At 72.2% G+C, this 23,797-nt stretch carries 21 protein-coding genes and 1 pseudogene; 13 read left to right on the top strand and 9 right to left on the bottom strand.

Features of this window, described 5'->3' with window-relative positions:
• Nucleotides 1-10: 10 nt before the first annotated feature.
• The 6 genes from BMZ82_RS34060 to BMZ82_RS34035 form a co-directional block, all read right to left on the bottom strand.
• Entirely contained in the window at nucleotides 11-1,066 is a 1,056-nt protein-coding gene (locus tag BMZ82_RS34060) for a LacI family DNA-binding transcriptional regulator (protein ID WP_093781269.1), read from the bottom strand.
• Between the two features lie 61 nt (nucleotides 1,067-1,127).
• Nucleotides 1,128-2,777 carry an extracellular solute-binding protein gene (locus BMZ82_RS34055; RefSeq protein ID WP_093781268.1) on the bottom strand — a complete coding sequence of 550 codons (1,650 nt, stop codon included), beginning with the start codon at nucleotides 2,775-2,777 and terminating at the stop codon, nucleotides 1,128-1,130.
• 67 nt (nucleotides 2,778-2,844) lie between these two features.
• Nucleotides 2,845-3,750, bottom strand: coding sequence for a carbohydrate ABC transporter permease (locus BMZ82_RS34050; RefSeq protein ID WP_093781267.1), 906 nt, complete (start codon nucleotides 3,748-3,750; stop codon nucleotides 2,845-2,847).
• Complete coding sequence (locus BMZ82_RS34045) at nucleotides 3,747-4,601, bottom strand: ABC transporter permease (RefSeq protein ID WP_093781278.1); 855 nt, start codon at nucleotides 4,599-4,601, stop codon at nucleotides 3,747-3,749. Before BMZ82_RS34045 ends, BMZ82_RS34050 begins: the two co-directional genes overlap by 4 nt.
• Nucleotides 4,602-4,832: 231 nt before the next feature.
• Complete coding sequence (locus BMZ82_RS34040) at nucleotides 4,833-6,569, bottom strand: thiamine pyrophosphate-binding protein (RefSeq protein ID WP_093781266.1); 1,737 nt, start codon at nucleotides 6,567-6,569, stop codon at nucleotides 4,833-4,835.
• Nucleotides 6,566-7,351 (bottom strand): cyclase family protein, encoded by a 786-nt coding sequence (locus BMZ82_RS34035; RefSeq protein ID WP_093781265.1) that lies wholly within the window; start codon nucleotides 7,349-7,351, stop codon nucleotides 6,566-6,568. Before BMZ82_RS34035 ends, BMZ82_RS34040 begins: the two co-directional genes overlap by 4 nt.
• A 347-nt stretch (nucleotides 7,352-7,698) precedes the next feature.
• Here BMZ82_RS34035 and BMZ82_RS42285 point away from each other — a divergent pair, with 347 nt between their 5' ends.
• Nucleotides 7,699-8,025 carry a protealysin inhibitor emfourin gene (locus BMZ82_RS42285; RefSeq protein ID WP_256252261.1) on the top strand — a complete coding sequence of 109 codons (327 nt, stop codon included), beginning with the start codon at nucleotides 7,699-7,701 and terminating at the stop codon, nucleotides 8,023-8,025.
• A gap of 30 nt (nucleotides 8,026-8,055) precedes the next feature.
• On the opposite strand, the pseudogene BMZ82_RS34025 reads toward BMZ82_RS42285, so the two are convergent.
• Nucleotides 8,056-8,911 (bottom strand): annotated as a pseudogene (locus tag BMZ82_RS34025) (alpha/beta hydrolase).
• Between the two features lie 367 nt (nucleotides 8,912-9,278).
• Between BMZ82_RS34025 and BMZ82_RS34020 the strand changes: the two are divergent.
• The 9 genes from BMZ82_RS34020 to BMZ82_RS33980 all read left to right on the top strand — a co-directional run bounded on the left by BMZ82_RS34020 (nucleotide 9,279) and on the right by BMZ82_RS33980 (nucleotide 16,510).
• On the top strand, nucleotides 9,279-9,653 hold the full coding sequence (locus BMZ82_RS34020; RefSeq protein WP_093781263.1) for a hypothetical protein: 375 nt from the start codon (nucleotides 9,279-9,281) through the stop codon (nucleotides 9,651-9,653).
• Nucleotides 9,654-9,899: 246 nt separating this feature from the next.
• Nucleotides 9,900-10,319, top strand: a complete 420-nt coding sequence (locus BMZ82_RS34015) for an ArsR/SmtB family transcription factor (RefSeq protein WP_256252260.1) — start codon at nucleotides 9,900-9,902, stop codon at nucleotides 10,317-10,319.
• Nucleotides 10,320-10,479: 160 nt separating this feature from the next.
• The gene (locus BMZ82_RS34010) at nucleotides 10,480-10,947 is read left to right on the top strand and encodes a hypothetical protein (RefSeq protein WP_093781262.1); all 468 of its coding nucleotides are present in this window, start codon (nucleotides 10,480-10,482) and stop codon (nucleotides 10,945-10,947) included.
• A 241-nt stretch (nucleotides 10,948-11,188) separates the two neighbouring features.
• The gene (locus BMZ82_RS34005; RefSeq protein WP_093781261.1) at nucleotides 11,189-12,658 is read left to right on the top strand and encodes an ATP-binding protein; all 1,470 of its coding nucleotides are present in this window, start codon (nucleotides 11,189-11,191) and stop codon (nucleotides 12,656-12,658) included.
• Complete coding sequence (locus tag BMZ82_RS34000; RefSeq protein WP_093781260.1) at nucleotides 12,655-13,077, top strand: roadblock/LC7 domain-containing protein; 423 nt, start codon at nucleotides 12,655-12,657, stop codon at nucleotides 13,075-13,077. The genes BMZ82_RS34005 and BMZ82_RS34000 overlap by 4 nt, the downstream gene beginning before the upstream one ends.
• Nucleotides 13,074-13,439, top strand: coding sequence for a DUF742 domain-containing protein (locus BMZ82_RS33995; protein ID WP_093781259.1), 366 nt, complete (start codon nucleotides 13,074-13,076; stop codon nucleotides 13,437-13,439). The genes BMZ82_RS34000 and BMZ82_RS33995 overlap by 4 nt, the downstream gene beginning before the upstream one ends.
• Complete coding sequence (locus tag BMZ82_RS33990) at nucleotides 13,408-14,043, top strand: GTP-binding protein (RefSeq protein ID WP_093781258.1); 636 nt, start codon at nucleotides 13,408-13,410, stop codon at nucleotides 14,041-14,043. The genes BMZ82_RS33995 and BMZ82_RS33990 overlap by 32 nt, the downstream gene beginning before the upstream one ends.
• The gene (locus BMZ82_RS33985; RefSeq protein ID WP_093781257.1) at nucleotides 14,040-15,290 is read left to right on the top strand and encodes a cytochrome P450 family protein; all 1,251 of its coding nucleotides are present in this window, start codon (nucleotides 14,040-14,042) and stop codon (nucleotides 15,288-15,290) included. The genes BMZ82_RS33990 and BMZ82_RS33985 overlap by 4 nt, the downstream gene beginning before the upstream one ends.
• Nucleotides 15,287-16,510 carry a cytochrome P450 family protein gene (locus BMZ82_RS33980; protein ID WP_093781256.1) on the top strand — a complete coding sequence of 408 codons (1,224 nt, stop codon included), beginning with the start codon at nucleotides 15,287-15,289 and terminating at the stop codon, nucleotides 16,508-16,510. The genes BMZ82_RS33985 and BMZ82_RS33980 overlap by 4 nt, the downstream gene beginning before the upstream one ends.
• 117 nt (nucleotides 16,511-16,627) lie before the next feature.
• Here BMZ82_RS33980 and BMZ82_RS33975 read toward each other — a convergent pair whose 3' ends face one another.
• On the bottom strand, nucleotides 16,628-18,163 hold the full coding sequence (locus BMZ82_RS33975) for a helix-turn-helix domain-containing protein (RefSeq protein ID WP_093781255.1): 1,536 nt from the start codon (nucleotides 18,161-18,163) through the stop codon (nucleotides 16,628-16,630).
• Nucleotides 18,164-18,337: 174 nt separating this feature from the next.
• Between BMZ82_RS33975 and BMZ82_RS33970 the strand changes: the two genes are divergently transcribed.
• From BMZ82_RS33970 to BMZ82_RS33960, 3 genes are all read left to right on the top strand, one after another.
• On the top strand, nucleotides 18,338-18,958 hold the full coding sequence (locus tag BMZ82_RS33970; protein WP_177244793.1) for an L-threonylcarbamoyladenylate synthase: 621 nt from the start codon (nucleotides 18,338-18,340) through the stop codon (nucleotides 18,956-18,958).
• A 129-nt stretch (nucleotides 18,959-19,087) separates the two neighbouring features.
• Nucleotides 19,088-19,843, top strand: coding sequence for a dienelactone hydrolase family protein (locus BMZ82_RS33965; protein WP_093781254.1), 756 nt, complete (start codon nucleotides 19,088-19,090; stop codon nucleotides 19,841-19,843).
• A gap of 201 nt (nucleotides 19,844-20,044) precedes the next feature.
• The gene (locus BMZ82_RS33960; protein WP_093781253.1) at nucleotides 20,045-21,238 is read left to right on the top strand and encodes a glycoside hydrolase family 64 protein; all 1,194 of its coding nucleotides are present in this window, start codon (nucleotides 20,045-20,047) and stop codon (nucleotides 21,236-21,238) included.
• Between the two features lie 71 nt (nucleotides 21,239-21,309).
• Here BMZ82_RS33960 and BMZ82_RS33955 read toward each other — a convergent pair whose 3' ends face one another.
• On the bottom strand, nucleotides 21,310-23,709 hold the full coding sequence (locus BMZ82_RS33955; RefSeq protein ID WP_093781252.1) for a M4 family metallopeptidase: 2,400 nt from the start codon (nucleotides 23,707-23,709) through the stop codon (nucleotides 21,310-21,312).
• Nucleotides 23,710-23,797: the final 88 nt, after the last annotated feature.

Raw genomic sequence — 23,797 nt, 5'->3', positions numbered from 1 at the left:
CCTCCGTGGGTCAGTGCGCGCGCCCGGGTGGGGGCGCGGCGACGCTGTCGCGTACGACGATGTGGGTGCCGAGCAAGTGGTGGGCGCCTGCGGCGTGTTCGGGGTCGCGCAAAGCGATGCGGACGGCGGCGCGGCCGAGTTCCTCGGCGGGTGTGCGGACGGTGGTGAGGGGCGGGTGGAAGTCCTCGGCGAGCGGTATGTCGTTGTAGCCGACGACGGAGATGTCGTCGGGGACGCGCAGTCCGGCCTCGGCGACGGCGCGCAGGACGCCGGCCGCGACCATGTCGTCACCGGCGAAGACGGCCGTGAACTCGGGTCGCTCCTTGAGGAGTTCGGACATCGCGCGCAGTCCGGCGGTCCGCCCGAGGCCGCAGTCGACGACGTGTGCGGCGGCCGGCGGCAGGCCGTGTGCGGCGAGGGCGGCGCGGTAGCCGCGGACGCGGGCGTCCAGGGCGGTGTTGCCGGGCAGTCCGCCGAGGAAGACGATCCTGCGGTGGCCGGCCGAGAGCAGGTGCGCGGTGAGGGCGCGGGCCCCGGCCTCGTTGTCGAACTCGACGACCAGCGCGGGGATTCGAGGGTCGGGGGCGGGCCGTCCGCACAGCACGAGGCGGGCGCCGGCGGCGTCCAGGGCCTGGGCGTAGTGGGCGACGCGCTCGCGGTAGGCGTCGTCCTCGACGACCCCGCCGACCAGGATCACCAGCCGGGCCCCCTCCTCCCGCATGAGCTGCACGAACGCCAGCTCGCGCTGCGGGTCCCCACCGGTGGTACCGACCAGGCAGAGCCGGCCGTGGGCGGCGGCCTCGGCCTCGACGCCCTCGGCGACCTGGGCGTAGAACGGGCTGGTGACCTGGCGTACGACGACGGCGACCGTCTTGCGGCCGCCGCCGACCAGGGCGCGGGCGTGGGCGTTGGCGACGTAGTCGAGGGCGCGGGCGGCGCGCAGGACCCGGGTGCGGGTGGCGGGCGGTACCGGGTAGTTGCCGCTGAGGACGCGCGAGACCGTGGCCACGGACACGCCCGCCCGCTCGGCCACCTCACGGATGGTCACCCGCCCCTGTGCCGCCATGTCGCTCCCCGTTCCTCTCGCCGTGCCCGAGTCCACGTCCGCCGCCGCCTCTGCCGTCGGCTCAGGTGGTGGCGTCGTACTCCTCGGCGTACTCCCCGGCCATTCTGTCGCCGCCCCGGGACCGCCAGGTGCGGACCGCCTCGTCGTACTGCGCCATGGGGGCGCGGCCGGCGACGACGGCGGTGATCGTGTCGTCCATCAGGGCCTTGAGGGTGGCGCCCTGGGAGGTCTCGGTGCGGGACTTCAGGCCGAAGGAGGCGTTGCGGATCGCGACCGGGACGACCGCCCGCTGCCAGGTGTGCAGGGCCCGTACGGCGTCGGGCCGCCCCGGCAGGTACAGCACCTGGGGTCCCTCGGCCAGGTAGCGGAACGGCAGGTTGGAGACGTTCTCCACCTCGCCGAGCTTGGTAGGCCGCGGGGAGCCGTCCGTGCCGCGGGTGAAGTGGACGCCTTCCAGGCCGTGGTGGAGGAGTTCCCACTCCCTGCTGCCGAAGGGGGCGGCGAGGTGGTCGAGGAGGCGCAGCAGCATCCGGATACGTTCCTGGCCGGCCTTCTTCAGGATCGTGTAGCCGAAGGAGCGGCGGGCGGCGACGATGCCGCCGGGGGCGCCGTCGACGCTGTACGGCAGGGCCGGCGCCGGGGTCAGCAGGCCCTCGGCGTCGGGGTAGCGGGTCTGGTACGCGCCGAAGCCGTCCTGGAGGGAGGCGACGGTGCCGTTGAGGAAGAGGGTGCCGAGGTCCGCCTGCGACATGGCGGTGGCGTCGGGGTGGTAGGAGCCGTTCTTGCGCAGGCGGGCCTGGAAGGCGACGGCGGCCCTGTAGCGGTCGTCGGTGTAGTGGGCGTGGAAGGTGCCGTTCCTGTCGATTGCCCAGGTGTTCGGGGCGTGGTGGGCGGCGGCGTGGACGGCGTTGCCGAAGAGGGAGCCGACGGAGGCGCCGAGCGCGTACCGCTTGCCGTGGGTGGCGCTGCGGGCCACGGCGGTGAAGTCGGTGGAGGTCCAGCCGGCCTGCATGCCGGCGTCGGTGAACAGGCCCTGGTTGAGCCAGAGGGTGGAGCCGGGCAGCGGGCGTTCGAGCGGGACGCCGTAGAGCCGTCCGCCGATGCGGCCCATGTCGTGCCAGGCGTGGGTGGGGATGCCGGCCAGGTTGGGGTAGTCCCTGACCGCCGCGCCGGAGAGGTGGGGGGTGAGGTCCTCGGCTCTGCGCTGCACGAACTGGGCCTCGCGGGGCAGGGTGAACCCGCCGAAGACGTTGATGACGTCGGGCAGCGACTCGGGGTCGCCGGCCATCACGGTGGCCATCTTCTTCTGGTAGTCGGCCTGCGGGACCACCGTGAACTCGATCGTCACGCCGAGGGCCTTCTCGACGGCCCGCCAGTACCGGTTCTGCGCGGCCGGCTTGGGCGGGGTGCCGAAGGTGACGGTGAGGACCTTCACGGTGGAGCCGTCGCCGGGGGTGCGGGCGGCCGAGGTGACCAGGTCGGAGGGGTAGGAGGTGAAGCCTGCCTGGACGCCCGCGTCGGTGGGGGCGAGGTCGGGGCGGGGTCCGGCGGGGGCGGCGTGGGCGGGCCAGGGGGCGAGTTCCTTGCCCGCGTTGGAGACGTCTCCGTCGTCCGAGCCCGTGGAGCAGGCGGTGAGCAGACCGGGGGCGGCGACGGCGGCGCCACCTACGGCCGCGGATCGCAGCAGCGTGCGTCGGGACATGCCGGGCATGGCGAACGACCTTTCCGCGTGCGGCTCTTGGAGTCTGACGTACTGATGTGGTGCGAGGGGTGGTGGGTCAGCTCTTGACGGCGCCGGTGAGCACGCCCTTGGTGAAGTACTTCTGGAGGAAGGGGTAGACGAGCAGGATCGGCACGGTGGCGATCACCAGGACGGCCATCTGGATGGTCTGCGGCGCGTTGACGGCGGCCTCGCCGGTGGTGGTGTCGGTGAGCCCGGAACCGGCCACGACGTAGGTGCGCAGCACCTGTTGCAGCGGCCAGCGGTCGCTCTCGAGGTAGAGCGAGGCGTAGAACCAGGAGTTCCAGTAGGCCACCGCGTAGAACAGTCCGACCACGGCGAGCGCCGCCTTCGACAGCGGCAGTACGACGGACCACAGCACGCGCCAGTCGCCTGCGCCGTCGAGCCGGGCCGCCTCGTACAGCTCCTCGGGGATGCCCTGGAAGAAGCCGCGCAGGACGACCAGGTTGAAGACGTTGACCACCACCGGGAGGATCAGCGAGCCGTAACTGCCCAGCAGGTCAAGCTCCTTGACAAGCAGGAAGCCCGGGATCATGCCCGGCGGGAAGAGGAAGGTGAACAGGATCAGCAGCAGCACCAGGCGGCCTCCGAACACGCCGGGGCGCGACAGCGCGTAGCCGAGGGTGACCGTGCAGGCGAGGCTGAGCGCGGTGCCGACGAGGGTGACTCCGGCGCTGACGGCGAGGGCGTGGGTGACGATGCCGCCGTCGAGGATGTCCCGGTACGCCTGGAGGGTGGGGTGCCGCGGCCACAGCACCCAGCCGCCGTTCGCCACGACCTCGCGCGGGGCGGCGAGCGAGGTCGAGAGGATGACGAGGAAAGGCACGCAGACCAGCAGGACGACGGTGGCGAGGGCGACGGCCTTCGCGGCCTGGGTGAGGGGCCTCGGTCGCTCCAGCCAGCCGGGCCGGACGGGGGCGCCGCCGCCTCGGGTGCCGCTCACCTGTAGACCCCCTGTTCGCCGAGGCGGTGGGCGACCTTGTTGGCCGCGTACACGAGCAGCGCGCCGACCAGGCCCTTGAACAGGCCCGCTGCTGCGGCGAATCCGTAGTCGCCGCCGACGATGCCCCGGTAGTAGACGAAGGTGTCGATGACCTCGGCGGCCTGCGGGCCGACGGCGTCGCGCTGGAGCAGCATCTGCTCGAAGCCGACGGAGAGGACGTCGCCGAGCCGCATGATGAGCAGCAGCACGATCACGGCCCGGATGGCGGGCAGGGTGATGTGCCAGAACCGCCGCCAGGGTCCGGCGCCGTCGATCGCGGCGGCCTCGTACTGCTGTTCGTCGACCTGGGAGAGTGCGGCGAGGAAGATGATCGTGCCCCAGCCGGCGTCCTTCCAGATCACCTGCGCGACGACGAGCGGGCGGAAGGCGTCGGGGTTGCCGATGATGTCGACGGTGTGCAGGCCCGCGTCGCCGAGGTAGCCGTTCACCATGCCGGTGTCGCCCAGGACCTGCTGGAACAGGGCGACGACGATCACCCACGAGATGAAGTGCGGGAGATAGGCCACCGACTGCACGAAGCGGCGGACGGTGCTCCAGGTGAGGCTGTGCAGGAGCAGGGCGAGGGCGAGCGGGACGGGGAAGTAGAACACGATCTGGAGGACCGCGATCCAGAGCGTGTTGAGGACCGCGTCCCAGAACTCGCCGTCCTGGAACATCCGTTGGAAGTTGCCGAGTCCGGCCCAGGGGCTGCCCCAGAGGCCGTCGAACGGCACGTACTCCTTGAAGGCGATGACGTTCCCGGCGAGGGCTCCGTAGTGGAACACGAGGAAGTAGGCGAGCCCCGGCAGCATGAGCAGGAACAGGGTCCGGCCGCGGCGTCTCTGGAAACGTTTTCGGTCCCTTCGGCGCCGCAGCGGACGGCGGGACCGGTCGCTCTCTTCCGTCTTACCGGGGTTCTCGCGCAGCAGCGTCGCCACGGAGTCTCCTCCCCTCGATGGTCGAGTGAGGTGACGTTAAAACGTTTCCAGAGGCTCGGTCAACGCTTCTGACACGAACGGGAGTCGGGGTCGCCGCCGACAGGGTCAGTGGCCGCGGAACGCCTCCTCCAGCCACCACGACCCGCGGTCCTTGACCACCTTCGCGTCGATGAGCAGCGGCGTGGACCGTGGTCCGGCGATCCAGTCCTCGACGGGCCGCAGGTCCGCCGGGGTGCGCACGGTCACCGCCTCGAAGCCGTACCCGCGGGCCACGGCGGCGATGTCGGTGTCCGGGAACTCGACCGTGTCGAGGGGGTGTCCGTCGGGTCCGAAGTGGTGCACCTCCGCTCCGTAGGCGGCGTCGTTGTAGACGACGACCAGCATCGGCAGCCCGAGCCGGCGAACCGTGTCGAGTTCCGCGGCGCCCATCAGCGCGCCGCCGTCGCCGAGGGCGGCCACGGGGAGCCGGTCGGGGCGGGCCAGGGCCGCGCCGATCGCGGTCGCGAGCCCCAGCCCGATCGACTGGAAGGCCTGGGTGAAGCAAAGGCCGTTCTCGTCCGGCACCGACAGGTACATGCTCGGGTAGCCCATGAAGTTGCCGGAGTCCACACCGATGACCCGCTCCGGGGGAAGGAGGTCGTCGAGGGCGATGGTCAGCGTGCGCGGATCGATCCGGGCCTCGCCGCCCATGTCCTCGCCGGTCGCGCCTTTGCCGTTCACGCGCTTGCCGCTCATGTCGTCGTACGGCACGTCCCGCCACCGCACGCGGGCGGTGAGGGCGGCGGCGGTGTCGGCGGTGCGGCAGCCCTGCCGTTTCTCGCCGCCCGCCTCCAGTGTCTCCAGCACGCGCCGCGCGGTGCGTGCCACGTCGCCGGTGACCCCGAGGTGCACCTTCCGGTGTGCTCCGAGCGCCGCCGGGTCGTCGTCGACCTGTACGACGGTCGTCCCGGCGCCGATCAGGGTGCCGTGCCGCATCGTCCACATGTTCAGGGCGCAGCCCCAGCCCACGAGCGTGTCCGCGCCCGCGATCAGTTCGGCCGCCAGGGGCGAGGCGAAACCGCCGGACACGTCGAGCGACCACGGGTTGCCGTGGAAGAGGCCGCGTGCCACGGCCGACGTCGCCAGCAGGGCGCCGCAGTGGTCGGCGAGAGCCTCCAGGGCGTCCCCGGCACCGGGCGAGCGGGCTCCCCGGCCGGCCACGAAGACCGGCCGCCGGGCCTGTTCGAGGACATGGGCCAGGGCCGCGACGTCGACTTCGGTCGGCTCGACCGGGTCGACCGGGTCGACCGGGTCGACCGGCGTCCGTGGGGGCGGCTCGGCGGCCGGCACCCGGAGGCTGTCGGGTACCTCCGCATCCAGGACCTCCAACTCCTGTACCGGCAAAGGGAGGTTGAGCAGGACGGTGCGTCTGTCGCGTACGGCTCGCCCGGCCGCGGCCAGGGCCTGTTCCACCGCGTCCTCGGCCGAGATGACGCGCATCGGGACCGCGTCCACCGCCCGGGCCAGCGCGTCCTGGTCGATGTGGAAGTTGGAGCGCGGCTCGGTCACCTCGGCCGCCAGCACGAGCAGCGGGGTACGGCTCTTGGCCGCCTCGGCGATCCCCGTCAGGGCGTTCGTCAGACCCGGGCCCTGGTGGACGCTGAGCGCGGCCAGGGTGCCGCTCACGCGGGCGTACGCGTCCGCCATCGTCGCCGCGCCGCCCTCGTGACGTGCGGCGACGAACCGCGCCCCGGCCGCGACCATGGCGTTGGTGAGATGGAAGTTGCCCGACCCGACCACGCCGAAGACCTGGCCGACCCCGGCCGCGACGAGCGCCCGTCCGACGGCTTCCGCGACCTTCATGAGCGTTCCACCAGCGCGAGCACGCGCGCGGGTGCGCCGGATCCCGTGACGATGGGCAGCGGTCCGGCGAGGACGACGGAGCCGGTCGGCGGGAGCTGCGCCAGGTTCCGCAACTGGGTCAGGCCGTACTTGTCGCTGCCCATGAGGTAGGAGTGGCAGGGGAAGGCCGGGTCGAACGAGTGGCCGCGTCCGGCGTCGGTGCCCACCGTCTCGACGCCGAGGCCGATCACCGGCGCCTCCTGAGCCACCCAGCGGGCGCACTCCGCTGACAGGCCGGGGGTGTGCGGGCCGTTCTCGTCCGTGTTGAGGAACGCCTCCTGGGAGTGCGCGCGGGCGTCCCAGCCGGTGCGCAGCAGCAGCCAGCCGCCCTCGGGCAGCGGGCCGTGCTCGGCCTCCCACGCCTTGACGTGGTCCACCTCCACGAGGAAGTCCGGGTCGCGCGCCACCTCCGCGGTGAAGTCGAGCACGGCCGCCGGTGCGACGAGGCGGCCCGCCGGCACGGACGCCACATCGGTGAGGTCCTTGCCGGTCACCCAGTGGTTCGGGGCGTCGAAGTGGGTGCCGGTGTGCTCGCCGCTGCGGAAGTTGTTCCAGTACCAGGCCGGTCCCCGGTCGTCGTACCGGCTGATCTCCTCCAGTTCGAACACCGCCGTCTGGCCGAACTCGGGCGGCAGTTGGATCACCGGTGTCGACGACGACAACGGCGAGGTGAGGTCGACGACGTCGATCGACCCGGTGCGCAGTGCGGACACCAGCGCGGCGAGGACGGACGGTTCGGGCATGGGGGCCTCCGGAGCGACGGCGTGATTCACGACTGCACACACAAACACACCTCACGGCGGAACTCATGACATGGCACCCTGATGTGACGGTCCTTCAGGTATCGACACGCGAGGAGTGCAGGGTGCTCAGTCGAAGTACGGCGATGGTGTGCGCGGCCGGTGTGCTCGCACTGGCCCTGGCCGCCTGCTCTCCCGGGGGCGGCGGCGACACAAGCTCCCCGAAGTCGGCGGACACCGGGCACACGACGGCGACTGGCCCCGCCCCAACCGCGTCCCTGTCCCCCTCTTCCGCTTCCCCATCCCCCTCTTCCTCCGCGCCTCCGTCCCCCTCCCAGCAGTTGGTGGCCATGACCGTCAGCGGTGGCTTCGCCGGGGTGAACCAGGAAGTGGTCCTGCGGGGCGACGGCAGCGTCCGTACCAGCGACCGGGGCGAGTCCGAGGTGCGCCGCACCACGACGGCCCAGTTCACGGAGTTGCGCAAGCTGCTCGCTGACCCGGCGCTCGCCGACGTCCCCGCGGTCACGAGGAACACGGGAGCGGCGGACATGTTCCAGTACACGCTGCGGTTCGACGGCCGTACGGTCACGACGGACCGGTCCGCCGCCGAGCCCGCCCTCGACCGTCTCATCGACGCCCTGGCGAAGTGGTTGCCGCCCGGCACCGGCACGGGATGACCGTGCCGGAAAGCCACCGAGCGGCGGGGCTCAGGCGTGCAGTGCGGTGCGCAGGGTGGTGGCCATCAGCTCGATGGCTTCCTTGCCGGCCGGTACCGGGCCGGTGTGGGTGAAGTAGTGGTCGGCGCCGGCGAAGACGCGGTGGGTGACGGGGACGCCGGCGGCGGCCAGGGCCTTGGCGTAGGCGTCGCCCTCGTCGCGCAGGCGGTCGTTCTCCGCGGTGATGACGAGGGCGGGCGGCAGGCCGGCGAGGTCGTCGGCCAGACCGGGTGAGACGAGCGGGTCGCCGCGCCGGGCCGGGTCGGCGACGTAGGCAGCGGTGAAGACCCGTATGAAGTGCGGGGTGAGCAGCGGTTTGGCGATGGGGGACGACTTGGTGGCGGGGTCGGAGACCATGTCGAGCGGCGCGGAGTCGATGATCTGCAGGCGCGGGGCGAACGTGCCGCGGTCCCGGGCGGTGCGGCACACCGTGGCGGTCAGGTTCGCGCCGGCGCTGTGTCCGCCCACGGCGAGCCGGGCGCCGTCCCAGTCGTGGGCGGGGCCGTTCTCGGCGACCCACGCGGTGACGACGTAGGCCTGGGTGAGGGCGGCGGGGAAGGGGCGCTGCGGGGCGATGGCGTAGTCGACGTTGACCACGACGCAGCCGGCCGTGGCGGCGATGTAGCGGCACAGGTGGTCGTCCTGCTCGTGGCGGCCCACGATGAAGCCTCCGCCATGGAAGTTGACGTAGACGGGGGGCGGGAGTGGGGGTTGGGGTGGGGGTGTCGGCGGGGGTGGGCGGGCGGTAGACGGTGCAGTTCACCGGTCCGGCGCCGGTCTCCACTTGGAGGGTTTCGGCGTGTTTCGGGATGTCGGTGAAGCGCAGGTCCTCGTGCACGCGCGCCATCACGCCGCCGAGCAGCAGTTGGATGGCCCGGGCCTGGATTCTGGGGGTGAGGGGCCTGGTCCGTCCCGTCCTCGCGACGCGGAATCAACAGGATTCCTGATGGTTCGGGTCATCCTGCACCGCTTCCGGACCGGCGCGCCACCCCCTGCGCGCCCTCGATCACGATCGAGAGGGCGTTCCCGTCCGCCGCTCTCGATCCGCTCAACATTCGTATGGACATGGTCGGAAAGGAACGGAGATCTTCACGTCCCGAAACCCTTTGGGCCAGTCCCGGAGCATGTCACCCCCTCGGGGGACGGGCTCCGTACGGTCGGGGCACCAGCGGGGGCGGACGTGCCCGGACCGCGCAACCGGCAGGAGAAGCGCCATGGCGAATGTGGAGATCTCGCTCAAGGAGACGATGACCGCGGTGGAGGGGGCGGTGGGGGTCGCCCTCGTCGACTACACCAGCGGCATGGCCCTCGGCACGCTCGGCGGTGGCAAGGACCTCGACCTGAACGTGGCCGCGGCCGGCAACACGGATGTGATCCGCGCCAAGGTCCGCACCATGGAACACCTGGGGCTGAAGGGCGAGATCGAGGACATCCTGATCACGCTCGGCAGTCAGTACCACCTCATCCGGCTGCTCAAGGGCCGTGGCAGCAGCGGGCTGTTCCTCTACCTCGTACTGGACCGCGGCCGGTCCAATCTGGCCATGGCCCGCCACCAGTTGAAGCGGATCGAGGCCGAGCTCGAGGTGTAGCGCTCGGCATGGCCCGCGGCTTCGCACGCCCTCGAATTGAAGTCTTCTTCATCTCGACACATCCAGATCAGCGCATCACACGGGTGTGCGGAGCCCGCAGCCACCAGGATCGGGACGCGGCCCGTCGCGCGCGGCGGCGTGGGGACGGGCGGCGGCGCAGGGATCGGCGGGCGGCGCGGGGATTTCGGCGGGCCGCCCGCGCCGTCGAGCACAGGCACCGAACGCGGCAGGGAGCGAGCGACAGACATGCAGGTTCCCCTCTACCAGGCCAAGGCCGAGTTCTTCCGCATGCTCGGGCACCCCGTACGCATCCGGGTCCTCGAACTGCTGCAGGGCGGCCCCGTCGCCGTGCGGGACCTGCTCGCCGAGATCGAGATCGAACCGTCCAGCCTGTCCCAGCAGTTGGCGGTGTTGCGCCGGTCCGGGATCGTGGTGTCGATCCGGGAAGGGGCGACGGTCAGTTACGCGCTCGCGGGCGGCGACGTGGCCGAGCTGCTGCGCGCCGCCCGCCGCATCCTCACCGAACTCCTCGCCGGGCAGAACGAGTTGCTGGCCGAGCTGCGCCAGGCCGAACTGCCCGCGCCCGCACCGGTGCCGTTGCCGATGCCGTCGCCGTCGCCGGTGACCTTGTCGGTGCCGCAGGGCGGCGGACCCGGCCGGAGGTGAGCGGAACCCGTAGGTGTCGGTCACCGAACGACAGGCCGAAGCTCGAACAAAACAGGTTGAACGCCACGGTTCGCCACCCCTTCCGCCATGTAGAAATATCTACCAGCATGCATATGCCCGGTCGGCATGTGGTCGGCGGGGGACTGCGACCGGAGCCGACATGAGCGATGCGATGTGGATGCGCGGCGTGGAGTGGCTCGCCGCCGCCGCGACGGACCCACGGATGTGCAAGCGGGAGTGGGACCGGGGCGACGGCATCGCCCTGCTGGAGGCGGGCCGGTACTGGGACGTGCTCAGCGTGCCCGACCGGCTGGGGCTGCTCACCCTGGACCTGCTGTGGCAGGCCTCGCGCCCCGCGCCGGGACCGACGCTGGTGGACACCGCCGCGCACCGGGTGGGTTTCTTCCTGCCGCCCGACCCCGGCAGCCGGTGGATCGGAGCGGGGCTGCGGCGCGCGGGCCGGGGTTCCTGGGTGGCGGTGCCGCCGCCGTACCGGGCGGCCCGGTTCATGGAATGGCTGGTTCCGCCGGACGGGACCGGCGCGCTGCACCCGCCCGCCACACTGGAGTTGGCGCTGCGCCAGGCCAACGGCACGCTGGCCGTGCTGGCCCCGGTGAGCGGAAACTGACGGGCACGCCGGTGAACGGATATTCACGACAGTCCGCGCAGAAGCGAACAGATGCCGGGCGGTTTCGGAGCCGAGTCTCGCTCAACCGCGCGAGATCGATCGATGACGGTGTGTACTGTGCTCCGAGTGCCCGGTTCGCACACTCGAACCCGCCCCCGTCGCACTCCGCCCCTGCCGTCGACTCCGCGACGACACCGAATCGTCGCCCCACCCCCGCCCGCCCCTTCCTGGAACCGAATCGATGATCGAATTACCGGACTTGGTGACCGGCGCTCTGGCCGTCGGCACGCTGTCCGCGCTCGCCCTGGGTGGCGGCCTGCTGCGGCTACGGCGGCAACAGGCCAGGCAGCGAGCGGAGATTGCCGCGCTGCGCACCCAACTCGACGGCTCCTTGCGGTCGTTCACGGCCGAGGTCGAGCATCTCGCGGCGCAGCGCGTGCCCGCGGCCGCCCGTCAGGTCGCGCATCCGCACCTGGTCGTGCCGGGCCCGCTCCAGCCGCTCACCACCGGCACCCCCCTCGGTATCGCCCTGGAGAACGTGGTGTTGGCGCTCCAGTCCGAGGTGGCCGTCCAGCGCACCCGGGTCGACGCCGCGGCGCAGGCCGGGATGCGGGGCGCGACCCGGGAGATCCAGGCGGCCCTGTACCGGCTCCAGGACGCGCTGCGCGGGCTGCAACAGCATTACGACGACCCGGAGTTGGCGCAGACCCTGTTCCGCCTCGACCACGAGAACGAGCAGTCGCTGCGCCGCGCGCAGGTCACCGCCGTGGTGTGCGGGGCGTGGGTCGGGCTGGCCCGCGAGGAATCGCACCTGGTGGACGCGGTGACCGGCGGTCAGGCGCGGCTCTCCGGCTACCACCGGGTCGAGGTCCACAACCACTTGGAGGCCGGCACCGCCCTGGTCTCGCACGCCGTCGAGCCGGTGGCCATCATCGTCGCCGAGCTGCTCGACAACGCGCTGCGGCACTCCGCCCCGGACACCGCCGTCGTGGTGAGCCTCCAGCACGTCCATCACGGGGTGTGCGTCACGATCGACGACGCGGGTCTGGGCATGACGCAGGACGAACGCGAGCGCGCCCAGCGGCTGGTGGCCGGTGACGACCTCATCCTGCTGACCGACCTGGGCGATCCGCCGCGCATGGGGCTGGCCGCGGTGGGCCGGCTGACCCGGCAGTTCGACCTCGGCGTCGACGTGTCCTCGGCCTCCCCGTACGGCGGGGTGCGCGCGGTGCTGCGGGTCGACAGCCACCTCCTCAGCACCCTCGACCCGGCCGACCGCCCGCCGGCCGCCAGCGCCCCCCGCACGACCCGCACACCTCGTACGGCGCACACACCACCTACGACCCGCAGACCGCGTACGACGCCCACACCGCGTACGACGCCCGAGGCGGCGCCCGACCGGCCCGCCCCCGTCCACCCCGCGCCCGCCCACGCGTACGGCGCGGAGGCCGGCGTCCCGGAGGCGGCGCCCGGGCACCACGAGCCGCCGGACACCGACGGCGGCCTGCCGCAGCGCAGGCGCCGCCCCCGGGCCGCCGCACCGCCGCAGACCCCGCCGCAGGAGACCCCCGCGCGGCGTCCGGCGCGCCGTCCGGAGGAGGCGGCGGCCGCGCTCGGCGCGCTGCAGTCCGGCACGGCGGCGGCCCGCGCCGCCGCCCGGAACACCGACGACACCGACCACACCGACAACGAAGAGGGAGCGGCCACATGACCAGCCGCAACACGGGCGACACGGCATGGGTGCTGGACCCGATCCTGCAGGTGCCGCACGTGCTGGCCGCCGTCATACTGACCCGCGACGGGCTCGTGACGGGATACACCGACGCCCTGTCGCAGCCGTCTGCGGAGCGGGTGGCCGCCATCACCAGCACGGTGCAGGGGGCCTGCCGGACGGCGGCGGCCGCGTTCGCCGACCGGGACGGGGCCGACATACGGCAGATCGTCATCGAGTCCGACCTCGGGTACGTGCTGATCGTGCCGACCGACCACGGCACTTGTGTGGCCGCGTACGGCGACGGCGAGGTGCGGCTGGACCTGCTGGCGCACCGGGTGCACTCCCAGGTGGCGCGACTGGGTGAGAAGGCCATGGCGTCCCCGCCTCGAGGAGCCGACGACACCCCGCCGGCATGACCGGCCGCCCGGCCGGCCGCCCCCTGGTTCCCGCGTACCTGTCGACCGGCGGTGTGGCCCGGCCCAGCCGCCCCCACCTGGAGCGGCTGTCGGTGCTCGCCCGCAGCGGCGAGGTGCCGCCCGCCGGTCTCCCGGCCGCCGAACTCGCCCTGCTGGACACGCTGGAGGGCGGCTCGCTGGCGGTGGTGGAGGCGGCGGCGCTGCTGCGGCTGCCGGTCTCCGCGGTGCGGGTGCTGGCGGCCGACCTCGTCGACCGGGACCTGGTCCTGGCCCGCGCGCCGATCCCGCCCGCCGACCGGTTCGACCCCGACCTGCTGAAGAGAGTGGCCGATGGCCTCCGCGCCCTCAAGCACCGCACCTAGCCCCGGCACACCCGGCGCGCCCGGTGCCGTCCACCTGCCGGACACCGCCCGCGACCTGGTGAAGATCCTGGTCGCGGGGCCGTTCGGGGTGGGCAAGACGACGCTGATCGACTCGGTGTCCGAGATCCGGCCGCTGCACACCGAGGAGCCGCTGTCCGAGGCGTCCGCGCAGGTCGACGACCTGGCCGGGGTGCGGGACAAGTCGACGACCACCGTCGCCGTAGACTTCGGCCGGCTCACCCTGCCCGGAAACGTGGTGCTGTACCTGTTCGGCACGCCCGGGCAGTCGCGGTTCCGGGAGCTGTGGAACGACATCGCCCATGGGGCGCTGGGGGCGCTCGTCCTCGTCGACAGCCGCCGGCTCGACGCGTCGTTCGACGTGCTGGGCCTGGTGGAGGAGAGCGGGCTGCCGTACGCGGTGGCCTTCAACGACTTTCCCGACGCGCCCCGCCACTACGGCGAGGAGCGGCTGCGCCGGGCGCTGGACCTGGAGCCTCAGACGCCGATGGTGACGTGTGACGCGCGGAACGCGAACTCCTCGATCGACGCGCTGCTCGCGCTCGTCGACCATCTGATCGGCCGCGGCCCCGTGGCGGCCCGGTGACCGCCTACCCGCCGGACCGGCACGACTTCTCCCGCTCCGCGCCCGTGCGGCTGTGGGAGGACGGCTTCGCACCGGATCCGCACCGCTACTACGACGCGCTGCGCGCCCAAGGTCCCATCGGCTGGGCCGAGTTGGCGCCCGGGGTGCCCGCGTACGTGATCACCGACCGGCGGGCCGCGCTGGACGTCATGCACGACACCCGGACGTTCTCGCACGACCCGCGCGGCTGGGAGGAGACCGTGCCCCCCGACTCGCCGGTGCTCGGCATGATGCGCTGGCGGCCCAACGCCCTGTTCTCCGACGGCGCCGCGCACCTGCGCTACCGCACCACCCTCATCGACGTGTTCGACCTGGTGGAGCCGCACGACCTGCGTGGGCGCGTGCATCGGGCGGTGCGGCTGCTGGCCGGACGCATCGGGCCGCGCGGCGAGGCGGACCTGGTCGCGGACTTCTCCCGGCCGCTGATGGCGCTGGTGCTCAACGACCTGTTCGGGCTGCCGGACAGTCAGAGCGACCGGCTCAACGAGGGCCTGGGCAAGATGATGGAGGGCGGCGCGCAGGCCGTCGAGGGCGAGACGCAGTTCGCGCAGTACGTGCTGGAGCTCGTGGCGGCCAAGGCCGAGCGGCCCGGCGACGACCTGCCCAGCCGGCTGCTGGCCCATCCGGCCGAGCTGACCTGCGAGGAGGTCACCTGGCAGGTGTTCCTGACCCTCGGCGCCGGGTACGAGCCGACCGCGAACCTGCTGTCCAACACGCTGTCGCGGATCCTGGGCAACCCGCTCTACTACTCGACCCTCACCAACGGCGCCCGCCCCGTGATGGACGCGGTGGTGGAGGTGCTGCACCACGAGACGCCGCTCGCGAACTACGGCACGTACTACGCCCGCGAGCCGGTCGCCATCCACGGGGTGTGGCTGCGCGAGGCGGTGCCGATCGTGGTGTCGTACGGGGCGCTCGGGCAGTTCGCCGAGCGGTACGTCACCGGCGGCCGGTCGCCCAAGGACGCGTCGCATCTGTCGTGGGGCGCCGGGTCGCACGCCTGCCCGGTGAAGCAGCACGTGCTGCTGCTCGTCACCGAGGCGATCGAGCGGCTCACCCAGTGGCTGCCCGACCTCGATCCCGTGCTGCCGCGCGAGCGGCTGGCCTGGCGGCCGGGCCCGTTCCACCGTTCGCTCAGCGCGCTGCCCGTGCGTTTCAGCCCCCGCTCCCCCGCTTCTCCCGCCGACCCCTCAGGAGTCCGTACGTGAGCGTGACCGACCGCATCGCCCTCGACCCGTTCGGCGCCGATGTGCATGCCGAGAGCGCCCGGCTGCGCGCCCTCGGCCCGATCGTGCCCGTGGAGCTGCCCGGCGGCATCCCGGCCTGGGCGCCCACCGGGTACGACACCCTCAAGGCGCTGATCCTGGACCCGCGGGTCAGCAAGGACCCCCGGCGGCACTGGCGGCAGTGGCCGGAGCTCGCCGACCACCCCTCCTGGGGCTGGATCCTGGGCTGGGTCGGTGTGATCAACATGCTCTCGACGTACGGCCCCGACCACGCGCGGCTGCGCAGGCTGGTGGCGCCGAGCTTCACCCACCGGCGTACCGAGGCGCTGGCCGCGCGGGTGGCGGCGATCACCGGGGAGCTGCTGGACGCGCTCGAGAAGGGCCCGGACACGGTCGACCTGAAGGCCGCCTTCGCGTACCCGCTGCCGATGCGGATCATCTGTGAACTCTTCGGGGTGCCGGAGGAGTTGCGGGCGGCGACCGGCCGACTCATCGCGGCGATCATGGACACCTCCGATCCGAGCCCGGAGCACGCCGCGTTCGTGCAGGAGCAGATCGGTACGGTGCTGGGCTCGCTGATCGCCCACAAGGCCGAGCACCCCGGCGACGACATGACGACCGAGCTGATCCGGGTGCGCGACGAGGAGGGCGACCGGCTCGGCGACGAGGAGCTGCTGTACACGCTGCTGCTGGTCATCGGGGCCGGTTTCGAGACGACCGTGAACCTCATCGGGAACGCGGTGGTGGCGCTGCTGCGCAGCCCCGGCCAGTCGGCGGCGGTGCGGGGCGGCGAGCTCGGCTGGGACGCGGTCGCGGACGAGACGCTGCGGCTGTACCCGTCGATCGCGACGCTGCCGCTGCGGTTCGCGGTCAGCGACCTGACGGTGGGTGACGTGACGATCCCCGCCGGGGACGCGATCATCACGACGTACGCGGCGGCGAACGTGGACCCGGCGCACTACGGGGCGGACGCGGAGGTGTTCGACGCGGCGCGCGCGGCGGACGACCATCTGGCGTTCGGGCTCGGTGTGCACCGGTGCATCGGGGCTCCGCTGGCCCGGATGGAGGCGCTGACGGCGCTGTCCGCGCTGTTCGACCGGTTCCCCGACCTGCGGCTGGACGGGGCGGCCGGGGAGCTGCGGCAGGTGCCGTCGTTCATCGCGAGCGGCTGGCAGGAGATCCCGGTGCGGCTGCGGGACTGAGCCTGCGCGGGTGCGACCAGACCCCCGTGCCGGTCGCACCCCCGCGGCTCCTCGAACCTACGTGCCCGGCGACCGGGTTGTGTATCGTCCCGGTGCCCGCTTCCGGGGCCGGAGGGCTCACCTGTGCACAGGTGCGTCCGGATGGCCCGATTCCGCCCGTTGGGTGTGTTCGTGCAGGTCGGGCTGGTCGAGGTCGCCGACCGCGAGATGGGCGAGGACGACTTCGTAGAGGTCGCTGCCGGCGGCGAGGAGCTGGCGTTCGAGGACGGGCTCGGCGCTGCGGACGTGTTCGCGGACGGTCTGCGCGTGCACGCCCAGCAGGTGGGCGGCCCGTTCGGCGTTGCCGCCGACGGCGATCCAGGCGCGCAGGGTGCCGCGCAGGTCGCGGCCGTCGATGTCGAGCCGGGCCAGCAGGTCCTGCGCCCAGGTGCGCAGCGCGGGCCCGGTGAGCAGTTCGCCGAGGCGGGCGGGGGCGGCCGCGGGGCCGGTCGGGTCGCCCGCGATGCCGATCTGGGTGTTGAGGGCGAGGTGGACGGCGGCCCGGACGGTGAGGTCGGAGAAGTCGGTGCGCAGCAGGGTCTCGACGCGTTCCATCCGGGCTCGGACGGTGTTGCGGCTCACCCCGAGCACCTTCGCCGCGTTCACGGCCGTGAACTCCAGGCCGAGCCGGGTGGTGGCGAGGAGTTCGGCGCGGGTGTGGTGCGGGAGGGTGTCGAGGGGGCGCAGCAGCCGGGTCGTCCAGGTGCGCAGGACGGCGGGGTCCATCAGGCGTTCGGGGTGGGTGCGTTCGGCGTAGACGGCCGTCTGGTCGGGGCGGAAGCGGGCGACGGCGAGGGCGCTGACGGCCTGCCCGTAGGCGGTGGCGGTGCGGGCGAGGCTCTGCCGGACGCTGCCGCCGAGGAACGCGCCGGGGTTGCGGTCGCACAGGGTGCGCAGCGCGTGTCCTGTGCTGTCGTCGGGGACGACGACGATGACGTGGCCGGCCATGGCGGGGCAGCGTACGACGAGTGCCTCGTCGCGGGTCGCCGCCAGGCAGGCGGCGGCGAGCCGGTCGCGTTCCTCGGGGCTGCTCTCGACGACGTAGACGCAGGCGGTGTCGGTGTCCAGCAGGCCGGGCCACAGGCCGGCGGCGACACGGCGGGCGGCGACGGTGTCCTCGACCATGAGCAGTTGCAGGATGGCGAGGCGCAGGTCGGCGGTGGCGCGGGCGAGGCGGTGTCCGGTCGCCGCGGTCTGCTCGGCGCGCAGGAGGACTTCGAGGACGGCCGCGGTGTGCGTGACGATGCCGGCGGCGCGCCGGTCGAAGGGGCTGGTGCGGGCCACGGCGAGCACGCCGGCCGCGCCGGGGCCCGGGAGTTCGACCCTGATCAGGCGCGCGAATGTGCCCTCGCCCTCCCAGGCGGCGGAGGCGATGCGGCCGCCGGTGATGTCGGCGACGAGGCTCTCGTCGAGCGGGACGAGCGGTCCGGCGAGGGCGGTGCCGGTGTCGTCGCGCAGGGAGACGGTCGCGTCGGTGGTGTCCGCCAGCCAGTCGACGACGCGGCGGACGTCGCGTCCGGTGGGGCGCAGATGGTCGAGGAGTTGCCGCGCCCACGCCGGGTCGGCGCCGTCCGCCGGGTCGCTGTGGCGGTGCTCGTCGTCCCGGGCGGCCATCTTCCGCGCTCTCCTCGTCCTCCCGGCCCACGCGGGCCGAACCAGTCATATCGGTCGGAAACGTTACCTCACACGGCCCGGCCCGCAAGGCGCGGCCCGGCCGCCCGCAGGGTCCTGACCTGCGGACGAGGGTCCTGCGCGGCCTCGCTCCGTGGCACGGCATAAGCTCGGCCAATGGCCAAGTACTACGACGTGCACCCCGAGAACCCCCAGCCCCGCATCATCTCCCAGGTCGCCGCCGCGATCCGGGCGGACGCCCTGATCGCGTACCCGACGGATTCCTGCTACGCGCTCGGCTGCCGGCTGGGCAGCAAGGACGGCATCGACCGGATCCGGGCCATCCGCGAGCTGGACGACCGGCACCACTTCACCCTGGTCTGCCAGGACTTCGCGCAGCTCGGCCAGTTCGTGCGGGTGGACAAGGACGTGTTCCGCGCGATCAAGGCGTCGACGCCCGGCAGTTACACCTTCATCCTGCCGGCGACGAAGGAGGTGCCGCGTATGCTCCAGCACCCGAAGAAGAAGACGGTGGGCGTGCGCATTCCGGACCACGTCGCCACTCAGGCGCTCCTCGCCGAGCTGGGCGAACCCCTGCTGTCCAGCACGCTGTTGCTGCCCGGGGAGGCGCAGCCGATGACGCAGGGCTGGGAGATCAAGGACCGGCTCGACCATGTGGTGGACGGTGTGCTGGACTCCGGGGACTGCGGCACCGAGCCGACGACGGTCGTCGACTTCTCCGACGGCGAGGCGAAGATCGTGCGGCACGGGGCGGGCGACACCTCCCGGTTCGAGTAGGCCGCGGGGCGTCCGTCGTGCCGGGGGTCCTCACGAACAGGTGAACGGTGCGTGCAACGATGGCCGGTGCCCGGTCCTGCCGGGCCTGATGACCCCTTGTCGCCGTGCATCGCGCAGAGAGGCTCCCCCATGACCTCCGTTCAGGGAACCGCAGTTGACATCCCCACCGAGGACGGCGTCGTCGACGCCTACTTCGCCCATCCCGGTGACGGGACTCCCCGGCCGGGCGTGCTGCTCTACCAGGACGCCTTCGGGCTGCGCCCGCATCTGCGGGCCATGGCCGACCGGCTGGCCGAGGCCGGCTACGCGGTGCTGGTGCCCAACGTGTTCTACCGCAACGGGCGGGCCCCCGTCGTGGAGCTGCCCGAGTTCATCGACCCGGGCGCGCGTCCGGAGATCTTCGAGGCCATCTACCCGATCATGCTGTCGCTCACCCAGGAGCTGGTGGAGCGGGACGCCGGCGCCTACCTGCGGTGGCTCGAGCAGAGCGAGCTGGTGGCGGACGGCCCCGTGGGCCTGACCGGGTACTGCATGGGCGCGCGGCTCGTGCTGTGGACCGCGGGCGCGCACCCGGACCGGGTCGCGGCGGCGGCCGGTTTCCACGGCGGGCGGCTCGTCACCGACACCCCGGACAGTCCGCACCTGTCGGCCGAGCGCATCACGGCCGAGGTGTACTTCGGCCACGCGGACAACGACTCGTCCCTGCCGCCCGAGGACATCGAGCGGTTCGCGGACGCCCTCACCGCGGCCGGGGTCCGGCACACCTGCGAGGTCTACACCGGCGCCGAGCACGGTTACACGCAGGCCGACACCTCCGCCTACAACGAGGCGGGTGCGGAGCGGCACTGGGCCGCGCTGCTGGATCTCCTCAAGCGCACCTTCTGATCCCTTTTCACCAATCCCTGATCACTGTTCACTGATCCCTTTTTGAACCCCGTCCGCCACAGGGGCGCCCGCGGCTCACCGTCCGCCACGGGCGCCCTCTCGCGTTCCCGCTCGTTCACGCCCGTTCACACCTGTTCGCGATGTTGACATGAGCACACCCCAATGCCACGTTGAGAGCGCTCTCAAACACGGAGGTGGAGAGTGTTATCGAAGGTCACCAGGATCACGACGGCACTGCTCGCGGCGGTCACCCTCACCGGCACGCTGCTCACCCTCGGACCGCCGGCCGCGGCCGCCGTCCCCGACACCGTCCCACTGAAGATCACCAACAACTCGGGCCGTGGCGACGCCCTGTACGTCTACGACCTCGGCACCCTCCTGACGACGGGACAGCAGGGCTGGGCCGACGCGAACGGCGGCTTCCACGCGTGGCCGGCCGGCGGCAACCCGCCCACGCCGGCGCCCGACGCGTCGATCGCGGGACCGGCCGCCGGACAGTCCGCCACGATCCGGATCCCGAAGTTCTCGGGCCGGATCTACTTCTCGTACGGACAGAAGCTCGACTTCCGGCTCACCACCGGCGGGCTGGTGCAGCCGGCCGTGCAGAACCCGAGCGACCCCAACCGGAACACCCTGTTCAACTGGTCGGAGTACACGCTCAACGACTCCGGGCTGTGGCTCAACAGCACCCAGGTCGACATGTTCTCCGCGCCGTATGCCGTCGGCGTGCAGCGCGGCGACGGAAGCACCGTCAGCACCGGGCGCCTCAAGGCGGGCGGCTACACCGGGTTCTTCTCCGCCCTGCGCGCGCAGGGCGGCGGCTGGGCGAACCTGATCCAGACCCGGCCTGACGGAACCGTGCTGCGGGCGCTCGCCCCGCTGTACGGGGTGGAGACGGGCGCGCTCCCGGCGAACGTCATGGACGACTACGTCGACCGCGTCTGGCAGAAGTACGCCACCACGACCCTGACCGTCACGCCGTTCGCCGACCGGCCCGCCACGAAGTACTACGGCCGGGTCGCGGGCGGCGTCCTCAACTTCACCGATTCCTCCGGTGCGGTCGTGACGAGCTTCCAGAAGCCGGACGCCTCCAGCGTCTTCGGCTGCCACCGGCTCCTCGACGCCCCGAACGACGCCGTGCGCGGGCCGATCTCCCGCACCCTGTGCGCGGGCTTCAACCGCTCCACGCTCCTCACCCGTCCCGACCAGCCGGACACCACGCCGGCGGACTTCTACCGGGACGCGGTGACCAACCACTACGCCCGCGCGATCCACGCCCGGACGGCCGACGGGAAGGCGTACGCGTTCGCCTTCGACGACGTCGGACAGCAGGAGTCGCTCGTGCACGACGGCGCGCCGCGCGAGGCGTACCTCACGCTCGACCCGCTGAACTGAGCGGACACGACACGACGACGTCCCGCACCCGGGGAGAGCCCGGGTGCGGGACGTCGGTCTGGCGGGGCGGATCAGCCGGTCGTGACGGCGGTGTCGTCGATGACGAAGCTGGTCTGGAGCGAGGAGTCCTCGACGCCGGAGAACTTCAGGGCGACGGTGCTGCCCGCGTAGGACCCGAGGCTGAGGGACTTCTGGACGTAGCCGGAGGCCGCATTGAGGTTGGAGTACGTGGCCAGGGTGGTCGATCCGGCGGTGACCGTCAGCTTGTCGTACTGGGTGCTGGTGGAGGTCTCGGCCGTGTCGACGTGGAGGTAGAAGGTGAACGTGGTGTTGGTGCAGCCGCTGGGGATCGTCACCGACTGCGAGAGCGTGTCGGTGTGGGTCGATCCGTAGCCGTCAAGCCACGCCTTGTAGGAGCCGGTGCGGGCCGCCTGGCTGCTGGAGTTGGTGATGACACCGCTGGAGGCCGTCCAGGTGGTGTTGCCCGACTCGAAGCCGTTGTTGCCCAGGAGCTGCGTCACGGTGCAGGAGCCGCCGCCGGTGGAGCCGACCGTCCAGGTGAAGGCCGCGGTGCCGGTGGCGCCGGTCGAGTCGGTCACCGTGACGGTGGTGCTGTAGGTGCCTGCCGTGGTCGGCGTGCCCGAGATCAGACCGGTCGAGCTGATCGACAGGCCGGTGGGCAGTCCGCTGGCGGCGTAGGTCAGGGTGCCGCTGTTGGTGCTGCTGGCCGAGAGCTGGAGGCTCACCGCGGTGCCGACCGTGGCGGTCTGACTGCCCGGGTTGGTGACCGTGACGCCTGTCGACGGGACCGTGATGTGGCTGCCGACGTTGATGCCGGCGAACGCGTTGCCGACGCCCGCGTACTGGGCGGAGCTGGAGCCGTACAGCGCCGCGGCGGCGCTGAGGGCGGCGGTGCGGGCGCCCGCGTAGTTGGTGCTGGACGTCATGTACGTCGTCAGCGCCTTGTACCAGATCTGCAGCGCCGCGGCCCGGCCGATGCCGGCGACGGCGACCCCGTCGGAGGTCGGGCTGTTGTAGGTGACGCCGTTGATGGTCTTACTGCCGCTGCCCTCGGAGAGCAGGTAGAACATGTGGTTCGCGGGGCCCGAGGAGTAGTGCACGTCCAGGTTGCCGACGCCCGAGTACCAACTGTCGGCCGAGCCGCCGTCCTTGTCGGGCTCGTCCATGTAACGCAGCGGCGTGCCGTCGCCGTTGATGTCGATCTTCTCGCCGATGAGGTAGTCACCGACGTCGGAGGAGTTGTTGGCGTAGAACTCGACGCCGGTGCCGAAGATGTCGGAGGTGGCCTCGTTCAGGCCGCCCGACTCGCCGGTGTAGTCGAGCCCCGCCGTGTTGGAGGTGACGCCGTGGCTCATCTCGTGACCGGCGACGTCCAGCGAGGTCAGCGCGTGGGTGCTGCCGGAGCCGTCGCCGTAGGTCATGCAGAAGCAGTCGTCGTCCCAGAAGGCGTTGACGTAGGCCGAGCTGTAGTGGACGCGCGAGTACGCGGCCACGCCGTCGTTCTTGATGCCGCTGCGGCCGAAGGTGTTCTTGTAGAAGTCCCAGGTCTCCTGGGCTCCGTAGGCGGCGTCCGCGCCGGCCGTCTGGGTGTTGGAGCCGGCTCCGGTGCCCCACACGTCGTCGGAGTCCGTCATCAGGGTGCCGGTGCCCGACGTGGCGTTGTTCAGGCTGTACGTCTTGTGGCCGCCGCGCGTGGTGTCGTAGAGCTGGTACGTCGACCCGGACAGGGTCGTCGACAGGCTGACGGTGCCGCTGTACTGCGTGTTGCCGGTGCCGGTCTCGACGCCCTCGTACTGGGAGAGCTTCGCGCCGGTGGCGGCGTCGGTGATGACGTGCAGTTTGCTCGGCGTCCCGTCGTCCTGGAGACCGCTGACGACCGTCTCCCAGGCGAGCTTGGGCGTGCCCTCGCCGGCCCAGATCACCTTGCGGGCGCTCTGCGCGGCGGGGTCCTTCGCGTCGAGCGCCTTGGCGGCCGTCAGGGCCTTGGACTCGGCGGCCGTCTTGCTGTACGTGGCGGTCGTGGACCTGACCGACACGGTACGGCGGTTGTTGTTGAACGTCGTGCTCACCGTGCCGGCGGCCACGGACGCCGGGGGCGTGTGCACGACCAGGTCGCCGCCGAGGACGGGCAGTCCGGCGTAGGTGCGCTCGTAGCGCGTGTGCACGGTGCCGTCGTTGTCCTTCACGACGTCCTTGACGACCAGCTTCTCCTGGGCGCCCAGACCCAGGGTGTCGGCGGTCTGCGTCGTGCGCGCCTCGGCGCTCTTGATGAGCGTCGTGCGCTGGGCGGGCGTGAGGTCGGCGGGCAGGCTGCCGGTGCGCAGAGGGCCGGGGTGCGGGGCGGCGGGCAGCGCGGTGGCCGGAACCGTCTGGACACCGAGGGCCAGGAGGGCGGCGCTGGAGAGCAGGGCCGCGCCGACGGTGGTGCGCTTGCGGGGGTTGGGTCTCACTCGTTCTCCTACTGCGGCGGCCGCGGGGTACGGCCGGTGACAGACCGGGCAGACGGATGTGCTGTCCGGGACGAGCCGAGCTGTGCGG

It is taken from the genome of Streptomyces sp. yr375, assembly GCF_900110755.1.
Lineage (GTDB): Bacteria > Actinomycetota > Actinomycetes > Streptomycetales > Streptomycetaceae > Streptomyces.
The sequence above is the reverse complement of the archived record's forward strand: the minus strand, read 5'-3'. Positions and strand labels throughout refer to the sequence as shown.